A 17,275-nucleotide genomic window follows, 5' to 3' on the forward strand; every position below is an offset into this window, starting at 1 on the left:
AGCGGGGGAAGGGGCAAAATTCATAGAGAGACTGAAATGAGCAAAGACATCGTCCTCGCCTTCTCCGGCGGCCTCGACACCAGCTTCTGCGTGCCCTACCTGAAGGAGCGCGGCTGGAACGTGCACACCGTGTTCGCCGACACCGGCGGCGTCGATGCCGAGGAGCGCGCCTTCATCGAAGAGCGCGCCGCCGAACTGGGCGTCGCTTCGCATGTCACTGTCGACGGCGGCCCGGCGATCTGGGAAGGCTTCGTCAAGCCGTTCGTCTGGGCGGGCGAGGGCTACCAGGGCCAGTACCCGCTGCTGGTCTCCGACCGTTACCTGATCGTCGAAGCCGCGCTCAAGCGCTGTGAGGAGCTGGGCACCAAGGCGATCGCGCACGGCTGCACCGGCATGGGCAACGACCAGGTGCGTTTCGACCTGGCGGTGAAGGCGCTGGGCGACTACGAGATCGTGGCGCCGATCCGCGAGATCCAGAAGGAGCACACCGAGGTCCGCGCCTACGAGCAGAAGTACCTGGAGGAGCGCGGCTTCGGCGTGCGCGCCAAGCAGAAGGCCTACACGATCAACGAGAACCTGCTCGGCCTGACCATGTCCGGCGGCGAGATCGATCGCTGGCAGGCGCCGGGCGAAGGCGCGGTCGGCTGGTGCAAGCCGCGCAGCGAATGGCCGGCGCAGGCGCTGCGTGTGAAGGTCAGCTTCGTCAACGGCGAAGCGGTCGCGCTCGACGGCGAGAAGATGGACGGCCACAAGATGCTGGCCAAGCTCAATGGCCTGTTCGCGCAGTACGGCGTCGGCCGTGGCTTGTACACCGGCGACACCACGATCGGCCTGAAGGGCCGCATCATTTTCGAAGCACCGGGCCTGACCGCGCTGCTGACCGCGCACCGCGCGCTGGAAGAAGCGGTGCTGAGCAAGCAGCAGAACCGCTTCAAGCCGGACGTGGCACGCAAGTGGGTGGAGCTGGTGTACGAAGGCTTCTTCCACGATCCGCTCAAGACCGACCTGGAAGCGTTCCTGGAGTCGAGCCAGTCGACCGTCAATGGCGACGTCGTGCTGGAAACGCAGGGCGGGCTGGTCAGCGCGGTGGCGATCGAGTCCAAGCACATCCTCAATGCCAAGGGCGCGACCTACGCGCAGGCGGCGGACTGGGGCGTGGCCGAGGCCGAGGGCTTCATCAAGCTGTTCGGCATGAGCAGCACGCTGTGGGCCGAGATCAACCGCAAGTAACGTGGCCATGCTCGCAAAGACCCTCAAGCACCTCGAAGCCCTGGTGTCGTACGACACCCGCAATCCACCGCGGGACATCGGCACCGGTGGCATCTTCGATTACCTGCGTTCGCAGCTGACCGGTTTCCGCATCGAAGTCACCGACCACGGCGACGGCGCGGTGTCGATGCTGGCCGTGCGCGGCAATCCGAAGCGCCTGTTCAACGTGCACCTGGACACCGTGCCGTCGTCGGAAGCGTGGAGCGCCGACCCGCACAAGCTGCGCGTCACCGCCGACCGCGCGATCGGCCTGGGCGCCTGCGACATCAAGGGTGCCGCGGCCGGACTGGTTACCGCTGCGTCGGTGACGCAGGGCGATGCCGCGTTCCTGTTCTCCACCGATGAAGAAGCCAACGACGCGCGCTGCATCGCCGCGTTCCTGGGCAGCCTGCACGGCTTCAACGAGGTGATCGTTGCCGAGCCGACGCAATGCGAGGCGGTGCTGGCGCATCGCGGCATCAGCTCGGTGCTGCTGCGCTTCCGCGGCATTGCCGGGCACGCCTCCGGTGCCAATGCGATGCAGGCCAGCGCGTTGCACCAGGCGATCCGCTGGGGTGGACATGCGCTGGACTACGTCGAGAGCCAGGCGCACCAGCGCTTCGGCGGCCTGACCGGCTTGCGCTTCAACATCGGTCGCGTCGAAGGCGGCATCAAGGCCAACATGATCGCGCCGAGCGCGGAGCTGCGTTTCGGCTTCCGTCCGCTGCCGTCGATGTCGATCGACGGGCTGCACGAGCGCTTCGGCACGCTGGTCGAAGCCGGCGCGATCGAACGCTATGAGGAAACCTTCCGCGGTCCTTCGCTGCCGTCGGGTGACGTCGCCGATGCCGAGCAGCGTCGCCTGGAGGCACGCGACCTGGCCGACGCGCTGCAGCTGCCGATCGGCAACGCGGTCGACTTCTGGACCGAGGCCTCGCTGTTCTCCGCCGCGGGCATGACCGCACTCGTCTACGGCCCGGGCGACATCGCCCAGGCCCATACCGCCGACGAATGGGTGGCGCTGGAACAACTGCAGCGCTACACCGATTCCATCATCCGTATCCTCGAAACAACGTGAGCTGTTGGAGCCCCCTTGAGTCAAGGGGGCGGCCTCGCCGCAAAGCGGCGAGGCGGGGATGTGGCGCTGGACCCTGAGGGCTTCGCGAAGCGATGCCCGTCGACCCGAAGCTGTTGAAGCACAGGCACAAAGAACGTTTAAAGATGAACGATACTCGTGACATCCAGACCCGCCAGACCATCGTGCGCCTGCTCTCGAGCATGGCCAGCGCGAAGGAGATCTCGCAGTACCTCAAGCGCTTCTCCCAGCTCGACGCCAAGCGCTTTGCCGTGGTCAAGGTCGGCGGCGCCGTGCTGCGCGACGACCTGGAAGCGCTGACGTCCTCGCTGGCCTTCCTGCAGGACGTTGGCCTGACCCCGATCGTGATCCACGGCGCCGGCCCGCAACTCGACGACGAGATGGCCGCCGCCGGCATCACCAAGCAGACCGTCAACGGCCTGCGCGTGACCTCGCCCGAAGCCCTGGCGATCGTGCGCCGCGTGTTCCAGTCGCAGAACCTCAAGCTGGTCGAGGCGCTGCAGGCATTCGACGCGCGGGCGACGTCGATTGTTTCGGGCGTGTTCGAGTCCGAGTACCTGGACCGCGACACCTACGGCCTCGTCGGCGAGGTCAAGCGCGTCAACCTGGCCCCCATCGAGGCCAGCCTGCGCGCCGGCTCGATCCCGGTGATCGCCAGCCTCGGCGAGACCGCCGGCGGCCAGATCCTCAACGTCAACGCCGACTTCGCCGCCAACGAGCTGGTGCAGAAGCTGCAGCCGTACAAGATCGTGTTCCTGACCGGCACCGGCGGACTGCTCGACGATGGCGGCAAGGTCATCGACTCGATCAACCTGTCGACCGAGTACGAGCACCTGATGTCGCAGCCGTGGATCAACGGCGGCATGCGGGTCAAGATCGAACAGATCAAGGACCTGCTCGACAAGCTGCCGCTGACCTCGTCGGTCTCGATTACCAAGCCGGCCGAACTGGCCAAGGAACTGTTCACCCACAAGGGTTCGGGCACGCTGGTGCGCCGTGGCGAGCGCGTTCTGCAGGTCAGCCGCTGGGACGAGCTCGACCTGGAACGCCTGCGCGGCCTGATCGAATCGGCGTTCGGCCGTCGCCTGATGCCGGACTACTTCGAACGCACCACGCTGCACCGTGCCTACGTCAGCGAGAACTACCGTGCCGCGGTGATCCTCACGCAGGAAGACGCCGGCATTTACCTCGACAAGTTCGCCGTGCTCGACGAGGCGCAGGGCGAAGGCCTCGGTCGTGCGGTATGGCATGTCATGCGCGAGCAGAATCCGCGCCTGTTCTGGCGGTCGCGCCATGGCAATCCGGTCAACCCGTTCTACTACGCCGAGTCCGACGGCTGCATCAAGCAGGAGAAGTGGAAGGTGTTCTGGTACGGCATGGACGGATTCGCCGAGATCGAACGTTGCGTCGAGCACTGCTCGGGGCGGACGGCGACGTTGAAGGACTGACATGTCAGCGTCCGCCGACCACTGGAACGTAACCCCGACCCTGCGCGGCCAGCACGTCGCGCTGGAGCCGCTGCAGATGGCGCACTGTGACAGCCTGCGCATCGCGCTTGGTGGCGGCGAGCTGTCGCGTCTTTGGTACACCAACGTGCCGGCACCGGAGCAGGTCGAGTCCTACGTTTCGGCGGCGCTGGACATGCAGGCGCAAGGCAAGGCGATGCCGTTCGTGGTACGCGACGCTGGCGGCGACATCGTCGGTTGTACGCGCTATTACGACCTCGACCCGTCGGTTCCGCGCGTGCAGATCGGTTACACCTGGTACGCCCCGAGCGTGCAGCGCACCGGTCTCAACACCGAGGCCAAGCTGCTGTTGCTCGGTCACGCCTTCGAGGCCATGGGCAGCATCTGCGTCGGCTTCGAGACCAGCTGGTTCAACCTGGCCTCGCGCAACGCCATCGCCCGGCTCGGCGCGAAGCAGGACGGCATCCTGCGCAGCCATCGGCGCCATGCCGACGGCAGCGTCCGCGATACCGTGGCCTTCTCGATCATCGAATCGGAATGGCCCGCGGTGAAGCGCAATCTAGTTCACAAGTTGCAGAACCATGGAGCATCCGGACGTGACTAAGTCCGTTGGCATCGTCGGCGCGCGCGGTTACGTCGGCGCCGAACTCATCCGCCTGATCGCCGCGCACCCGGACTTCGAACTGGCGTTCGTGTCCTCGCGCGAGCTGGTCGGGCAGCGCGTCGCAGACCACATCGCCGAGTACCAGGGCGAGCTTCGCTACACCTCGCCCTCGCATGAGGAACTGCCGGCGCTGGGCGCCGACGCGGTGGTGCTGGCGCTGCCCAACGGCAAGGCCGAGGCCTGCGTCGCCGCCTTCGATACAGCGGGCACCGACCCGGTCATCGTCGATCTCTCGGCCGATTACCGTTTCGACGACGGCTGGTACTACGGCCTGCCGGAGCTGACCCGCGCGAAGTACAGCGGCCAGCGTCGTATCAGCAATCCCGGTTGCTACGCCACGGCGATGCAGCTGGCGGTCGCGCCGATGGTCGACGCGCTGGCTGGTCCGGTGCAGTGCTTCGGCGTTTCGGGCTACTCCGGGGCCGGTACGTCGCCTTCGGACAAGAACGATCCCGAGAAGCTGCGCGACAACCTGATGCCTTACGCGCTGACCAACCATGTGCACGAGCGCGAAGTCAGCCGCCAGCTCGGCCATGAGGTGCAGTTCCTGCCGCACGTTGCGCCGCATTTCCGCGGCCTGACCATCACCGCCAACCTGCCGCTGTCCAAGGCGTTCGCGCGCGAGGAGGTGGTGTCGCGGTATGTTGACCGCTATGCCGGCGAGCCACTGGTCGAAGTCGGTGACGAGGCCCCCTGGGTCAGTGCCATCGCAGGGCGCCATCACGTCGAACTCGGCGGTTTCACCCTGACGCCCGATGGCAGGCGCCTGGTGGTGGTCGCCACCGAGGACAACCTGCTCAAGGGCGCGGCGACGCAGGCGCTGCAGAATCTCAACCTGGCGTTCGGCCTGGACGAGATGGCCGGTATTCCGCGCTGAACAATCCATAGGAATTCGACGATGTCCGATCTGTTGTGGCAAAAACCCGGCGTCAAGGTCGACGCGCGCATCCAGCAGTTCCTCGCCGGCGAGGACGTGATCCTGGATCGCGAGTTCTTCCTGTTCGACATCGAAGCCAGCCGCGCGCACGCCGAAGGCCTGCAGCAGATCGGCATACTCGATGCCGAGGAACTGGCCGGGCTGAAGCGCGAGCTGGAAGCACTGGCCGAGGACTTCCGCGCGGGCCGCTTCATCCTCGACGAGCGTTTCGAGGACTGCCATTCGGCGATCGAGTCGCGGCTGGTCGAGCGTCTTGGCGATGCCGGCAAGAAGATCCACACCGGCCGCAGCCGCAACGACCAGATCCTGGTGGCCACGCGCCTGTGGCTGAAGGACCGCCTGGCGCGCGTGGCGGCCACCTGTCGCGAAAGCGCGGAAGTCGCGCTCGCCCGTGCCGAGGCAGAGCAGGGCGTGCCGCTGCCGGGCTACACCCACCTTCAGCGCGCCATGGTGTCCTCGCTGGGCATGTGGTGGGCGGCCTGGGCCGAGGGTTTCATCGACAACGCGCAGCGCGCCGTGCAGACCTTGCACTGGGTGGATGCCAATCCGCTCGGCAGCGCGGCAGGCTACGGCGTCAATCTGCCGCTGGCGCGTGATCACACCACCACCGCACTCGGGTTCGGCCGCATGCAGGTCGCGGCGACCTACGCGCAGATCTCGCGCGGCAAGTTCGAGATGGCCGCGATCGAGGCGCTGTCCTCCGCGCTGCTCGACCTGCGCCGCCTGGCCTGGGACCTGAGCCTGTTCACCAGTGCCGAGTTCGGTTTCGTCGCGCTGCCGTCGCAGTACACCACCGGCAGCTCGATCATGCCGAACAAGCGCAACCCCGACGTCATCGAACTGATGCGGGCGAGCTACTCGGCCGCCGCCGCCGCGCGCACCGAGATCGAACAACTGTTGTCGCTGCCGTCGGGTTACCACCGCGACCTGCAGTTTTCCAAGGGCGCGATCTTCCACGCCTTCGGCCGCGGCCTTGGCGCGCTGGAACTGTTGCCGGACCTGCTGCGTAACCTCGAATGGAAGACCGACCGCATGCGTGAGGCGCTCGATCCTTCGATGTATGCCACCGATCTCGCCGTCGACCTGGCACGCCAGGGCCTGCCGTTCCGCGAGGCCTACAAGCAGGCTGCCGATCCGGCGCGTTGGGAGCAGGGCGATCCCGAGGCGAGCCTGGCGGCGCGGGTGTCGCCCGGCGCGGGCGCGCAACTGCGGCTGGGCGAGCTGCGAAGCCGACTGGACGCACTGCGATGAGCACGCCTGGAAGTACCGCCGACAACTCAGTCCGGGACTTCCAGGCACAACCGCTGCCACGCTGGCAGCGCGCCGTACTCAAGGTTGGCAGCAGCCTGCTGGCGGGCTTCTCCGACGAACCCGACGGACTCGACCCTCGCTACGCCGCAGGCCTGGCACGCTTCATCGCGCAGGCCCGCGCGCAGCAGCGCGAGGTGGTGCTGGTGTCGTCCGGCGCGGTCGCTGCCGGGCGCGGACGTATCGACACCGGCGGCGATAGCCTGGTGTTGCGGCAGGCCCTGGCCTCGCTCGGCCAGGCATCGCTGATGGGTTTCTGGCAGCAGTTGTCGGACCGGCCCGTCGCCCAGGTCCTTCTGACCCACGACGACCTGCGCAACCGCCGCCGTTACCTCAACGCCCGCGCCACGCTGCGCGAGCTGTTGAAACTGGGCGCGCTGCCGATCATCAACGAGAACGATGCCGTCGCCGTCGACGAACTCAAGCTCGGCGACAACGACAACCTTGCCGCGGCCGTGGCCTCGCTGGTCGATGCCGACCTGTTGCTGATCGCCACCGACATCGGCGGACTCTACAGCGCCCATCCGCAGCGCGATCCCACTGCGCGCGCAATCGACCGCATCGAACGGATCACGCCCGAACTGCTGCTGGCCGCCAGCGGCGGCGCCGGCAAACTCGGTACCGGCGGCATGCGCACCAAGCTGGAAGCCGCCGCGAAGGCGACCGCTGCCGGCATTCCCACGGCGCTGTTCTGCGGTCGCAACGATGCCGTAGTGCGCGCGCTCGGCGAGGGACAGCTGCACGGCACGCTGGTGCTCGCACAGGGCGACCGCCTGCGCGCTCGCAAGCAATGGCTGCGGCATGCGCCTTCGTCCGGGCGGCTGCTGGTCGACGCCGGCGCGGTTGCGGCGCTGCATCGCCAGGGCGCCTCGCTGCTGCCCGGTGGCGTGGCCGGAGTCGAAGGCGACTTCCGCCGCGGCGACGTGATCGAGATCGTGGCCACCACGGCCGGCGCCGAACCGTTCGCGCGCGGCCTGGCGCAGTACAGCGCAACGGAAATTGGCCGGATCGCACGCAGGCACAGCAACGACATCGAAGCCGTGCTCGGCTTCCGCTATGGCGAATCGGTGATTCATCGCGACGATCTGGTGCTGTTGGTCGCCGCTCATGACGACGAGACCCCCGAGGTGAAGGCATGAGCGGTTACGTACGCAATCTGGCCGAACGCGCACGCGAAGCATCCCTGGTGCTGGCGACGCTGGATGGCGACGCGCGCCGGCGACTGATCGAGCGCATGGCGCAGTTGCTGGAGCACCACGGCGCTGCGGTGCTGGCGGCTAACGCCGAGGACATGGAGCGCGGTCGCGCCGCCGGCCTCGGCGCGGCGCTGCTCGACAGGCTGAAGCTGGACGAGGCCCGTATCGCGGCCATGGCGGCGGGCGTGCGGGAAGTGGCCGCGCAATCCGATCCGCTGGGGCAGGTGACACGCAGCGAAGTGCGCCCCAATGGCATCGTGATCGAGCGCCAGCGCGTGCCGCTGGGCCTGATCGCGATGATCTACGAAGCCCGACCCAACGTGACCGCGGATGCCGCGGCGCTGTGCCTGAAGGCCGGCAACGCGGTGCTGCTGCGCGGCGGCTCGGAGGCGCGCGCGAGCAACGCCGCGATTGCCGCCTGCCTGCACCAGGCGTTGCGCGAGGAGGGCCTGCCGGAGGCGGCCGTGTCGCTGGTGGCCGATCCCGCGCGCGAGCATGTGCTGGAACTGCTGCAGCTGTCGGACCTGATCGACCTGGCGATTCCGCGCGGCGGCGAGAGCCTGATCCGCTTCGTCGCCGAGCACGCGCGCGTACCGGTGATCAAGCACTACAAGGGCGTGTGCCATCTCTACGTCGACCGCGCCGCCGATGTCGGCAAGGCTCTCGATCTGCTGGTGGATGGCAAGGCCTCGCGCCCCGGCGTGTGCAATGCGCTGGAGACGCTGCTGGTCCATCGCGATATCGCCGCTGCCTTCCTGCCCGCGGCGCTGGAGCGGCTGGCGGCGCGCGAGGTCGAAGTGCGCGGCTGCGAACGCACGCGCGCGTACTCCGATCAGGTGGGGCAGGTCGAAGACGCCGACTATGCCGCCGAGTACCTGGACCTGATCCTTGGCGGTGCGAGTCGTCGATTCGATCGAGGATGCGTTGGCGCACATCGCCCGCTACGGCTCGGACCACACCGAAGTCATCGCGACCGAAGATACCGTGGCGGCCGAGGCGTTCGTGCGCGGCACGCGCAGCTCGGCAGTGATGGTCAACGCCTCATCGCGCTTCAACGATGGCGGCCAGCTCGGGCTGGGCGCCGAGATCGGCATCTCGACCACGCGCCTTCATGCCTATGGGCCGATGGGCGCGGAATCGCTGACCATCGAGCGCTTCGTGGTGCGAGGGGAAGGGCAGGTGCGACACGAGGAGTCGCGGCAACGCTGACACTAGGACTGCAGGCGCTGCGCTCCGCTCCACTCCTCGCCAGGCGCCAGCGTCACCGGCACAGCGACCGTGCCCGATTCGACGCAGACGAAGTGCCGGTGCTCACCGGCGCCAAGATCGGCCATCCTTGCAGCCAGTTCGGCGCCGGGATTCCACACGACGGTGTCGCGGAAGCCTTCGGCACTGATGCGCATCACTTCGTCGCCCTGCGCAAGCAGCAGGGCGTCGGCGCAATCGGGATAGAGCCGGTCGACCTCGGACTGGAAGCGCACCGGTTCGCCTTCGGCCGCGCTGGTCTGCCCATCGCGCGAATCCTCGAACCCGGCCGCTTCCAGGCCTTGCACCGTCGTTGCGTCCAGGTCGTCCACGCGCAGGTACGTATGCAGTGCCGCGGTGAAGCTGAAGGGCGCCTCGCCCTGGTTGCGGATCGCGAGCCGCACCGTCAGCGCCGCAGGGGTCAGCGCCACGTACAGCCGCGCGCGGAAATGCGCCGGCCATAGGCGACGGGTGTCCTCGCTATCGACGAGTTCCAGCACGGCCGCCGGCGTCCCGGTGTCGGACTCGATCCCCACGTAGCGCCAAGCAAGCAGTCGCGCGAAGCCATGCTTGACCATCGACCCACGCCCGCCGAACTGCGGAAAGATCACCGGAATGCCGCCACGGATGGCCGCGCCCTCGGCAAAACTGGCGCGCGGACTCAGGTAGAGACGCTCGCGGCCCGGTGCGGGCTGCCAGGACAGCACATGGGCGCCATGCAGGCTGATCTCGGCGATCGCGCCGTCAGCGGCGTTCAGGCGCAGGCAGACGCTGCCATCGCGCTGGAAAGGTGTGCAGGAGAGATCCATCGAGCCATCAAGGCAAAAGCGACCCGACATCATCGCGGCGCGGCGCGCCCGTTCGCAACATGCGCGAATCGAACGGTCCCAGGCGTCGCAAACGAAAAACGCCGGCAGGGCCGGCGTTAGTCTTCTCAGCGTATTCCACATGATGATGCGGAGTTGGTCGGGGAGACAGGATTTGAACCTGCGACTTCTACGTCCCGAACGTAGCGCTCTACCAGGCTGAGCTACACCCCGACTGCTGAGCCGCAAATTCTAGTCAGTCGGGCGGGGTCGAGGCAAGGGGTTGGATGCAAATTCCTTCAATCCAATGGCAATACGGGTGCAATCCGTGGGCTGCCGTTGGGGGAAAAGCGGTCGCAACGGCTAAACTGTAGTCGATTTCCCCCTCTACACCGCGAATCCACCGCGTGCCCGCCAAGCCTGTACGGTATCGGGCCGCGTTCGCGGCCTGTCGTCACTGGAGCCTTGCTTGATCAAGCCGCGCACCCCGCCCGGGGTCATGGAGCTGCTGCCCCCTGACCAGATCGCCTTCCAGCGCATGCTGGACACGATCCGCCGCAATTTCGAACGATTCGGCTTCCTGCCGGTGGAAACGCCGGTCATGGAACTGTCGGAGGTGCTGCTGACCAAGTCCGGCGGCGAGACCGAGCGGCAGGTGTACTTCGTCCAGTCGACCGGCGCGTTGGGCAAGGCGTCCGAGGGTTCGGCCGGCGAGGGCATGCCCGAGCTGGCGCTGCGCTTCGACCTGACCGTGCCGCTGGCGCGCTACGTCGCCGAGCACGAGCACGAGCTGGCGTTCCCGTTCCGCCGCTATCAGATGCAGCGCGTCTACCGCGGCGAGCGCGCCCAGCGCGGCCGTTTCCGCGAGTTCTACCAGTGCGACATCGACGTGATCGGCAAGGACGCGCTCAGCGTGCGTTTCGACGCCGAGCTGCCGGCGGTAATCCACGCCGTGTTCTCCGAGCTCGACATCGGCGCCTTCACCATCCAGCTCAACAACCGCAAGCTGATGCGCGGTTTCTTCGAGGCCCAGGGCATCGCTGACGGCGAGTTGCAGGCGCTGGTGCTGCGCGAGGTCGACAAGCTCGACAAGCGCGGCGAGGACCACGTCCGCGAGACACTGACCGGTGAAGGCTTCGACCTGGCCGCCGATGCGGTCGCGCGCATCCTCGAGTTCGTCAAGGTGCGCTCGACCTCGCACGTCGACGCGCTGGCCAAGCTCGATGCGCTGGGCGAGGGCAACGATGCGCTGCGTGAGGGCGTCGCCGAACTGCGCGAGGTGCTTGAACTCGTGCGCGCCCTGGGCGTGCCGGAAAGCGCCTACGCGCTGAACTTCTCGATTGCGCGCGGCCTGGATTACTACACCGGCACGGTCTACGAGACCACGCTGAACGACTACCCGCAGATCGGTTCGATCTGCTCGGGCGGCCGCTACGAGAACCTGGCCAGCCACTACACCAAGTCGAAGCTGCCCGGCGTGGGCATCTCGATCGGCCTGACCCGCCTGTTCTGGCAGCTGCGCGAGGCCGGCCTGCTCGGCAACGCTTCGGGCAGCACCGTGCAGGCGATGGTCGCGCTGATGGACGGCCAGTCGCTGACCGATGCGCTGGAGATCGCCCGTCGCCTGCGTGCGGCCGGCATCAACACCGAAGTGCAGATGGAAGCGCGCAAGATCGGCAAGCAGTTCCAGTACGCCTCGCGCGCCGGCATCCGCTTCGTCGCACTCGCCGGTGACGACGAGAAGGCGCGCGGCGTGGTCGCGGTCAAGGACCTGCTGCGCGAGGAGCAGTTCGAGGTGCCGCTGGAGGAACTGGCGAGCACGCTGCGCGTGGAACTGGAACAGTACCGCGCACTCGCCGGCCGATAGGGCCGGGGAAAACGCAGGCAGGGTGGACGACCTCGTCTGCCCATGCCGTTCAGACAGGGGACGCCGGCGCGCGCAGACGCGAGGCCGGTGCAGATGGCAGTCAGCTGCAAGGTGAAACGATGAAACCGATCCGACTCGATGGCCGCTCGCTGACCCGCGCGCAGCTGGTGGACGTGGCCTACGGCGCGCACGTGCAGCTTGCACCGGAGCAACTGCCGGCGGTGGCGCGCGCGGCCGAGTTCCTGGCCGAACAGGTCCGCCGCGAGGAACCCATCTACGGTGTGTCGACCGGCTTCGGCAGCAACGCCGACCGCCTGCTCGGCAATCACCACCTGCGTGACGAGTTGCCTGGTGCCGCGCGCTCGGACGTCACCCTGCACGAGGAACTGCAGCGCAACCTCATCGTCACCCACGCCGTCTGCGTCGGTGAAGCATTCGCGCCGGAGATCGTCCGCGCGATGCTGTGCATCCGCATCAACACGCTGATGCGCGGCCACTCCGGCATCCGTGTCGAGACCCTGCAGGCACTGACCGCGATGCTCAACGCCGGCATCGTGCCGGTGGTGCCGCAGCTGGGTTCGGTCGGCGCCAGCGGCGACCTCGCACCGCTGTCGCACCTGGCCATCGTGCTGCTCGGCGGTGGCGAAGCCTTCTTCGAGGGTCAGCGCATCCCGGGCGGCGAAGCGCTCAAGCGCGCCGGCCTGGCGCCGGTGACGCTGTCGTACAAGGAAGGCCTGGCGCTGAACAACGGCACCGCGCAGATGCTCGCCTGCGGCGTGCTCGCGCTGGCGCAGCTGGAAGACCTGCTCGACACCGCCGACCTCGCCGCAGCGATGACCATCGATGCCTTCGCCGGTCGCCTGGGCGCGTTCGCCGAGGAAGTGCACGCGCTGCGTCCGCACCCGGGCCAGGTGCACAGCGCCGCCCATCTGCGCGACCTGCTCGGTGGTTCGACGCTGGCCGACATCCCGTACCACCTGGTGCCGAAGTTCCGCGCCTGGCAGCCGAGCAGCTGGGACACGCCGGAATCGCAGGCGCTGCGTTTCGACATCGGCTGGGACTGGGTGCCTTTCAGCCAGCGCCACGGCCGCGAGAAGTTCTACCTGCGCTTCCGTCCGTTCCGCGGCGGCAAGAAGCACCAGCCGCAGGACAGCTATTCCCTGCGCTGCATCCCGCAGGTGCACGGCGCCGTGCGCGATGCCGTCGCCCAGGCCGCGCGCGTGCTCGAGGTCGAGCTCAACGCGCTGACCGACAACCCGATCGTGTTCCCTGACGCCAAGGCCGAGTTCGTCGAGCAGCAGGTCATTTCGGCCGGCCATTTCCACGGCATGCCGCTGGCGCTGGCGATGAGTTACGTCAAGGCCGCCATTCCGGTGCTGGCGAGCATTTCCGAGCGCCGCCTCAACAAGCTGGTCGACCCGGCCACCAACGACGGCCTGCCGGGCTTCCTGATCGGCAACGAGGACTCGACCGAGTCCGGCCACATGATCGTGCAGTACACCGCCGCGGCCATCGTCAACGACCTGGCCAGCCGCGCGCATCCGGCGTCGGTCTACTCGATCCCGACCAGCGCCAACGCCGAAGACCACGTCTCGATGGGCGCCAACGAGGCGCGCCACGTGCTGGCCATGGCCGACGACCTGGGCAAGGTGCTGGCGCTGGAGCTCTACACCGCCGCGCAGGCGCTGGACCTGCGCCGCGACATGATCAACGCCGCGCGCGACCTGGCCGATCGCGCCGATGCGCGAGCACTGGCGGCGAAGGTGCAGGGTGCACCGGCGGCCGACAGCCCCGACTACGAAGCCTTCCTGGCCGAAGTCGAAGGCTTGCGCGTCGAACTCGCCGAGGCCGAAGAATTCCACCCCGGACGTGCGGTCGCTGCGGCGCACGCGGCGATCCGCGAGGCGATTCCGTTCCTGGATCGTGACCGCGCGATGGACGGCGAAGTGGCCACCGCGGTGCGGCTGGTGAAGGAAGGCATTGTCCTGGCGGCTGCGCGCGCCTGACGGCGCGCCGCATACGCCCGGAAGGCAGGCCTAGACCGTCTCCACCTGCGACGTCCGCACGCAGTCGCGCCCGTCCGCCTTGGCCCGGTACAGCGCCTGGTCGGCCAGCTGCAGCAGCGGGTCGATGCCGCCGAAGGAGACCGTCTCGATCGCATGCACGCCGATGCTGGCGGTGACGGTGATCTGGCTGTCTTCGCTGCGGAACGGCTGATCGCGCAGATGCTGGCGCAGGTCCTCGGCGACCTGCCTGGCGGCCGACAGGTTCAGGCCCGGCAGCACGACCACGAACTCCTCGCCGCCGAACCGCGCCAGCAGCGCATCGTGATGCGGCCGCAGCCCATGGCCGAGTGTCCGCGCCGCCCAGCGCAGGCAATCGTCGCCGATCAGGTGCCCGTGCTGATCGTTGATCAGCTTGAAGTTGTCCAGGTCGATCATCAGCAGCGACAGCGGCCGCCGATGCTCGCGTGTCTGCCGCAGCAGCGCCTCGAAACGGTCACGGAAATGGCTGCGGTTGTGCAGCCCGGTCAGGGCATCGCGCTGGCTGGTTTCGCGCAGCCGCGCGTGCGCATCCTCGAGCTGCCCCAGAGCGCTTCGCAACTCGACGGTGCGCTGCTGGACCTTGTGTTCGAGCTGGTCCTTGGCCTCACGGACGATGCGCTCGTTCTCGTTGCGCAACGCCGCGTAGCGGTGGCCCAGTGCGATCGACAGCAGCAGCATCTCCAGCGCCGAACCGATCTGCACGCCATATTCGGTGATGAAGGTCTTGGGCATCATGCCAAAGGCGATGGCCACGAACAGGCCGGTGCCGAGCAGGAACATCGCCCACGCCAGCAGGAACAGCTGCGCCGGCGCATAACCGCGGCGCACGATCGCGATCGACACCACCGCGATCCAGGCAATGCTGACCAGCACCGCCGCTGACGCGATCGGCGTGGAGATGTGGTACGGCAGCCATGTCGATGCAACTCCGAGCAGTGCAAAGAAGGTGATCAGCCCAAGGCCGATCCGGTCGCCAAGCCGCCAGCGCTCACGCAGGCCGAGGAAGATGCGCGCGAACTGCTGCATGCCGATCTGCGCCAGGCAGATCGACAGCGGCACCATCCGGTCGCTGAGCCACGACGACTGCGGCCACAGGTACTCGAAGCCGAAGCCGTTGAGCGTGAACAGCACCAGCCCGAACGCCGACAGGTGGAACAGGTACCAGAAGTAACTGGCATCGCGCAGGCTCAGCCACAGCGCCAGGTTGTAGAAGAACAACGCCACCAGGATGCCGTAGTACAGCCCGATCACCAGTTGCGAATCGCGCGAGAGTTCGGCGAAGGCGACCGTGGTGTAGATGTCGAGCGGTACCTGCATCGAGCTTTCGCTCCGCACGCGCACGAAGACGTCCACGGGCTGGCCAGGTGGCAGGTTCAGCCAGAAGTTCGGGTGCCGGTAGCGCACGCTGCGCTCGCTGAAGGGCAGGTGGTCACCGCCGGCCTGGAACGTGGTCCGGCCGTCGGGATAGCGCGCGTACACGTCGATGCTGTCGCTGAGCGCGTAACTCTGCACGAGCAGCCAGCGCTGTTCGGGATTGCCGTTGTTGACGATGCGCGCGTGAAACCAGAAGGCACCGGGCCGGAAGCCAAACGCACTGCGACCGCCCGGCAGCGGCGCGAACTTGCCCTGTGCCAGGTGCATTGCCGCCGCATCGACGTCATCGCGCGCAGCGACGTCGTGGTAGTAGCCCAGGTAGGGCGACAGCGATGCCTGTTCGGTGTCGGCACCCAGTCGCAGAGTTGTACCTGCGGCGGTCGTGGCCTGTGCCGGCGCAGCCAGCAGCAGGCACAGGCCTGCCAGCCATAGCCAACACATGAACCTCGAGCCACGTCCCATGTATCCCCCTTGCCAGTCGCCGCTCCCGTCGCGGGCGACGAGGCGGCGTGCGCGCAGCTTATGCGCGCTGCAATCGATTGCGCCATACGCCCCCTCGGGGCCGGATGACAGCTATATCCGTATCGCAAGGCAAACGGCGTGAAAGCCGTGAACAGGCCTTGGCGACGGCCGGACCCCTGAGAACGCCGGTTGACGGGGTGCAAATAGCCAATTAATGTATTAGCACGTTAATACATTAGTACAGACCCATGAAGCGACGCCCCCCAGAGCTGGAACGCGGTGACGACGCCCTGACCGGGCTTGCCTCGGCGCTGCTGGCACTGCGCAGTCCTCAGGAAGTCCGGGCCTTCCTCGAGGACCTGTGCACGCCGGCCGAGCTGGAGGCGATGACCGACCGCTGGCGGGTGGTGCCGCTGCTGATCGACAACGTCCCCTATCGCGAGATCCACGACCGCACCCAGGTCAGCGTCACCACCATCGGGCGTGTCGCCCGCAGCCTTGAACGCGGCGCCGGCGGTTACGCCATCGCCTACCAGCGCCAGGTCGGCGAAGCCGACCAGAAAACTTCCGAGACCGGCGAGACCGGCTTGGCGTCCGCCCGCAACAGCGACTAGTCGAGTTCCAGTCCATGAGTCCCCCAGCCAACACCCCGGTGCGCGATCGCCTGCGCATCGCCATCCAGAAATCCGGCCGCCTGGCCGAGCCGGCGCGAGCGCTGCTGGCCTCGTGCGGCCTGAGCTGGCGCGAGAGCCGCGACCGCCTGTTCTGCTATGGCGAAAGCCTGCCGATCGACCTGTTGCTGGTGCGCGACGACGACATTCCGGGCCTGATCGCCGACGGCGTCTGCGACCTGGGCATCGTCGGCCGCAATGTCCTGCTCGAGCAGGACGGCGGCCGTTCCGGCAATGGCCGGCCGTCGGTGTACCGCGAGTGGCGGGCACTGGGTTTCGGCGGCTGCCGGCTGGCGTTGGCGGTGCCCGATTCCTGGGACTGGCAGGGGCCGGAACAGCTGGCCGGCAAGCGCATCGCCACCAGCTACCCGGCACTGCTGTCGCGCTGGCTGGAAGAGCAGGGCATCGCCGCCGACGTCGTGCTGCTGTCAGGCTCGGTCGAGATCGCCCCGCGCCTGGGACAGGCCGAGGCGATCTGCGACCTCGTCTCCAGCGGCGCGACGCTCACTGCCAACCAGCTCAAGCCGGTGATGACGCTGCTGGAAAGCGAGGCGGTGCTCGCAGGCCCGTCCACGGAGTTCGACCCGGTGCGCGGCGAACTTGCCGACCTGCTGCTGCGCCGCCTCGATGGTGCGCTGCGCATCCGCCACAGCAAGCTGCTGATGTTCCAGGCGCCGCGGAGCCTGCTGCCCAGCCTGCTGCCGCTGCTGCCCGATGCCGAGGCGCCGACCGTGATGCGCCTGGACGACGGCGACGACCTTGCACTGCAGGCGCTTTGCCACGGCGCTGTCACCTGGCAGCGGCTGGAGGAGCTCAAGCGTGCCGGCGCGCGCGGGCTGATGGTGCTGCCGGTGGAGGGCATGCTGGCATGAGCGCGGTAGTCATTGCTC

Annotated in this window: 13 protein-coding genes, 1 tRNA gene and 1 pseudogene; 12 read left to right on the forward strand and 3 right to left on the reverse strand. The window is 67.7% G+C overall.

Translation table 11 applies throughout. From position 1 onward, the window contains the following. Positions 1 to 36: 36 nt before the first annotated feature. The 8 genes and pseudogenes from HIV01_RS02495 to HIV01_RS02530 all read left to right on the forward strand — a co-directional run bounded on the left by HIV01_RS02495 (position 37) and on the right by HIV01_RS02530 (position 9,124). The gene (locus tag HIV01_RS02495; protein ID WP_200604700.1) at positions 37 to 1,230 is read left to right on the forward strand and encodes an argininosuccinate synthase; all 1,194 of its coding nucleotides are present in this window, start codon (positions 37 to 39) and stop codon (positions 1,228 to 1,230) included. A gap of 7 nt (positions 1,231 to 1,237) precedes the next feature. Continuing rightward, positions 1,238 to 2,326, forward strand: coding sequence for an acetylornithine deacetylase (locus HIV01_RS02500; protein ID WP_200604702.1), 1,089 nt, complete (start codon positions 1,238 to 1,240; stop codon positions 2,324 to 2,326). A gap of 143 nt (positions 2,327 to 2,469) precedes the next feature. Beyond that, a complete protein-coding gene (locus HIV01_RS02505) occupies positions 2,470 to 3,792 on the forward strand; it encodes an acetylglutamate kinase (protein WP_200604704.1) in 1,323 nt (440 codons plus the stop codon). A 1-nt stretch (position 3,793) separates the two neighbouring features. After that, positions 3,794 to 4,414 (forward strand): GNAT family N-acetyltransferase, encoded by a 621-nt coding sequence (locus tag HIV01_RS02510; RefSeq protein WP_200604705.1) that lies wholly within the window; start codon positions 3,794 to 3,796, stop codon positions 4,412 to 4,414. Further along, on the forward strand, positions 4,392 to 5,351 hold the full coding sequence (gene argC / locus HIV01_RS02515; RefSeq protein ID WP_200604706.1) for an N-acetyl-gamma-glutamyl-phosphate reductase: 960 nt from the start codon (positions 4,392 to 4,394) through the stop codon (positions 5,349 to 5,351). Before HIV01_RS02510 ends, argC begins: the two co-directional genes overlap by 23 nt. Before the next feature lie 21 nt (positions 5,352 to 5,372). Then, entirely contained in the window at positions 5,373 to 6,662 is a 1,290-nt protein-coding gene (gene argH / locus HIV01_RS02520; RefSeq protein ID WP_200604707.1) for an argininosuccinate lyase, read from the forward strand. Next, positions 6,659 to 7,858, forward strand: coding sequence for a glutamate 5-kinase (gene proB, locus HIV01_RS02525; RefSeq protein WP_200604709.1), 1,200 nt, complete (start codon positions 6,659 to 6,661; stop codon positions 7,856 to 7,858). The genes argH and proB overlap by 4 nt, the downstream gene beginning before the upstream one ends. Next, positions 7,855 to 9,124, forward strand: a pseudogene (locus HIV01_RS02530) (glutamate-5-semialdehyde dehydrogenase). Before proB ends, HIV01_RS02530 begins: the two are co-directional and overlap by 4 nt. A gap of 2 nt (positions 9,125 to 9,126) precedes the next feature. On the opposite strand, the gene HIV01_RS02535 reads toward HIV01_RS02530, so the two are convergent. Both HIV01_RS02535 and HIV01_RS02540 read right to left on the reverse strand, forming a co-directional pair. After that, positions 9,127 to 10,110: a D-hexose-6-phosphate mutarotase gene (locus HIV01_RS02535; protein ID WP_207527065.1), complete on the reverse strand. Its 984-nt coding sequence runs from the start codon at positions 10,108 to 10,110 to the stop codon at positions 9,127 to 9,129. Positions 10,111 to 10,123: 13 nt separating this feature from the next. Beyond that, a tRNA-Pro gene (locus tag HIV01_RS02540) sits at positions 10,124 to 10,200 on the reverse strand. Between the two features lie 235 nt (positions 10,201 to 10,435). Here HIV01_RS02540 and hisS point away from each other — a divergent pair. Both hisS and HIV01_RS02550 read left to right on the forward strand, forming a co-directional pair. Then, the gene (hisS, locus tag HIV01_RS02545; protein ID WP_200604714.1) at positions 10,436 to 11,833 is read left to right on the forward strand and encodes a histidine--tRNA ligase; all 1,398 of its coding nucleotides are present in this window, start codon (positions 10,436 to 10,438) and stop codon (positions 11,831 to 11,833) included. 119 nt (positions 11,834 to 11,952) lie between these two features. Continuing rightward, positions 11,953 to 13,839 carry an HAL/PAL/TAL family ammonia-lyase gene (locus tag HIV01_RS02550; RefSeq protein WP_200604720.1) on the forward strand — a complete coding sequence of 629 codons (1,887 nt, stop codon included), beginning with the start codon at positions 11,953 to 11,955 and terminating at the stop codon, positions 13,837 to 13,839. A gap of 30 nt (positions 13,840 to 13,869) precedes the next feature. On the opposite strand, the gene HIV01_RS02555 is transcribed toward HIV01_RS02550, so the two are convergent. Continuing rightward, the gene (locus HIV01_RS02555) at positions 13,870 to 15,693 is read right to left on the reverse strand and encodes a sensor domain-containing diguanylate cyclase (RefSeq protein WP_200604727.1); all 1,824 of its coding nucleotides are present in this window, start codon (positions 15,691 to 15,693) and stop codon (positions 13,870 to 13,872) included. A 269-nt stretch (positions 15,694 to 15,962) separates the two neighbouring features. On the opposite strand from HIV01_RS02555, the gene HIV01_RS02560 reads away from it, so the two are divergent. Together HIV01_RS02560 and hisG are read left to right on the forward strand one after the other, a co-directional pair. Continuing rightward, on the forward strand, positions 15,963 to 16,328 hold the full coding sequence (locus HIV01_RS02560; protein WP_200604729.1) for a YerC/YecD family TrpR-related protein: 366 nt from the start codon (positions 15,963 to 15,965) through the stop codon (positions 16,326 to 16,328). Between the two features lie 14 nt (positions 16,329 to 16,342). After that, positions 16,343 to 17,257, forward strand: a complete 915-nt coding sequence (gene hisG / locus HIV01_RS02565; protein ID WP_200604731.1) for an ATP phosphoribosyltransferase — start codon at positions 16,343 to 16,345, stop codon at positions 17,255 to 17,257. The last annotated feature ends 18 nt before the right edge of the window (positions 17,258 to 17,275 follow it).

Source organism: Lysobacter arenosi (assembly GCF_016613475.2).
In the GTDB taxonomy this organism is placed as follows: Bacteria; Pseudomonadota; Gammaproteobacteria; order Xanthomonadales; family Xanthomonadaceae; genus Lysobacter_J; species Lysobacter_J arenosi.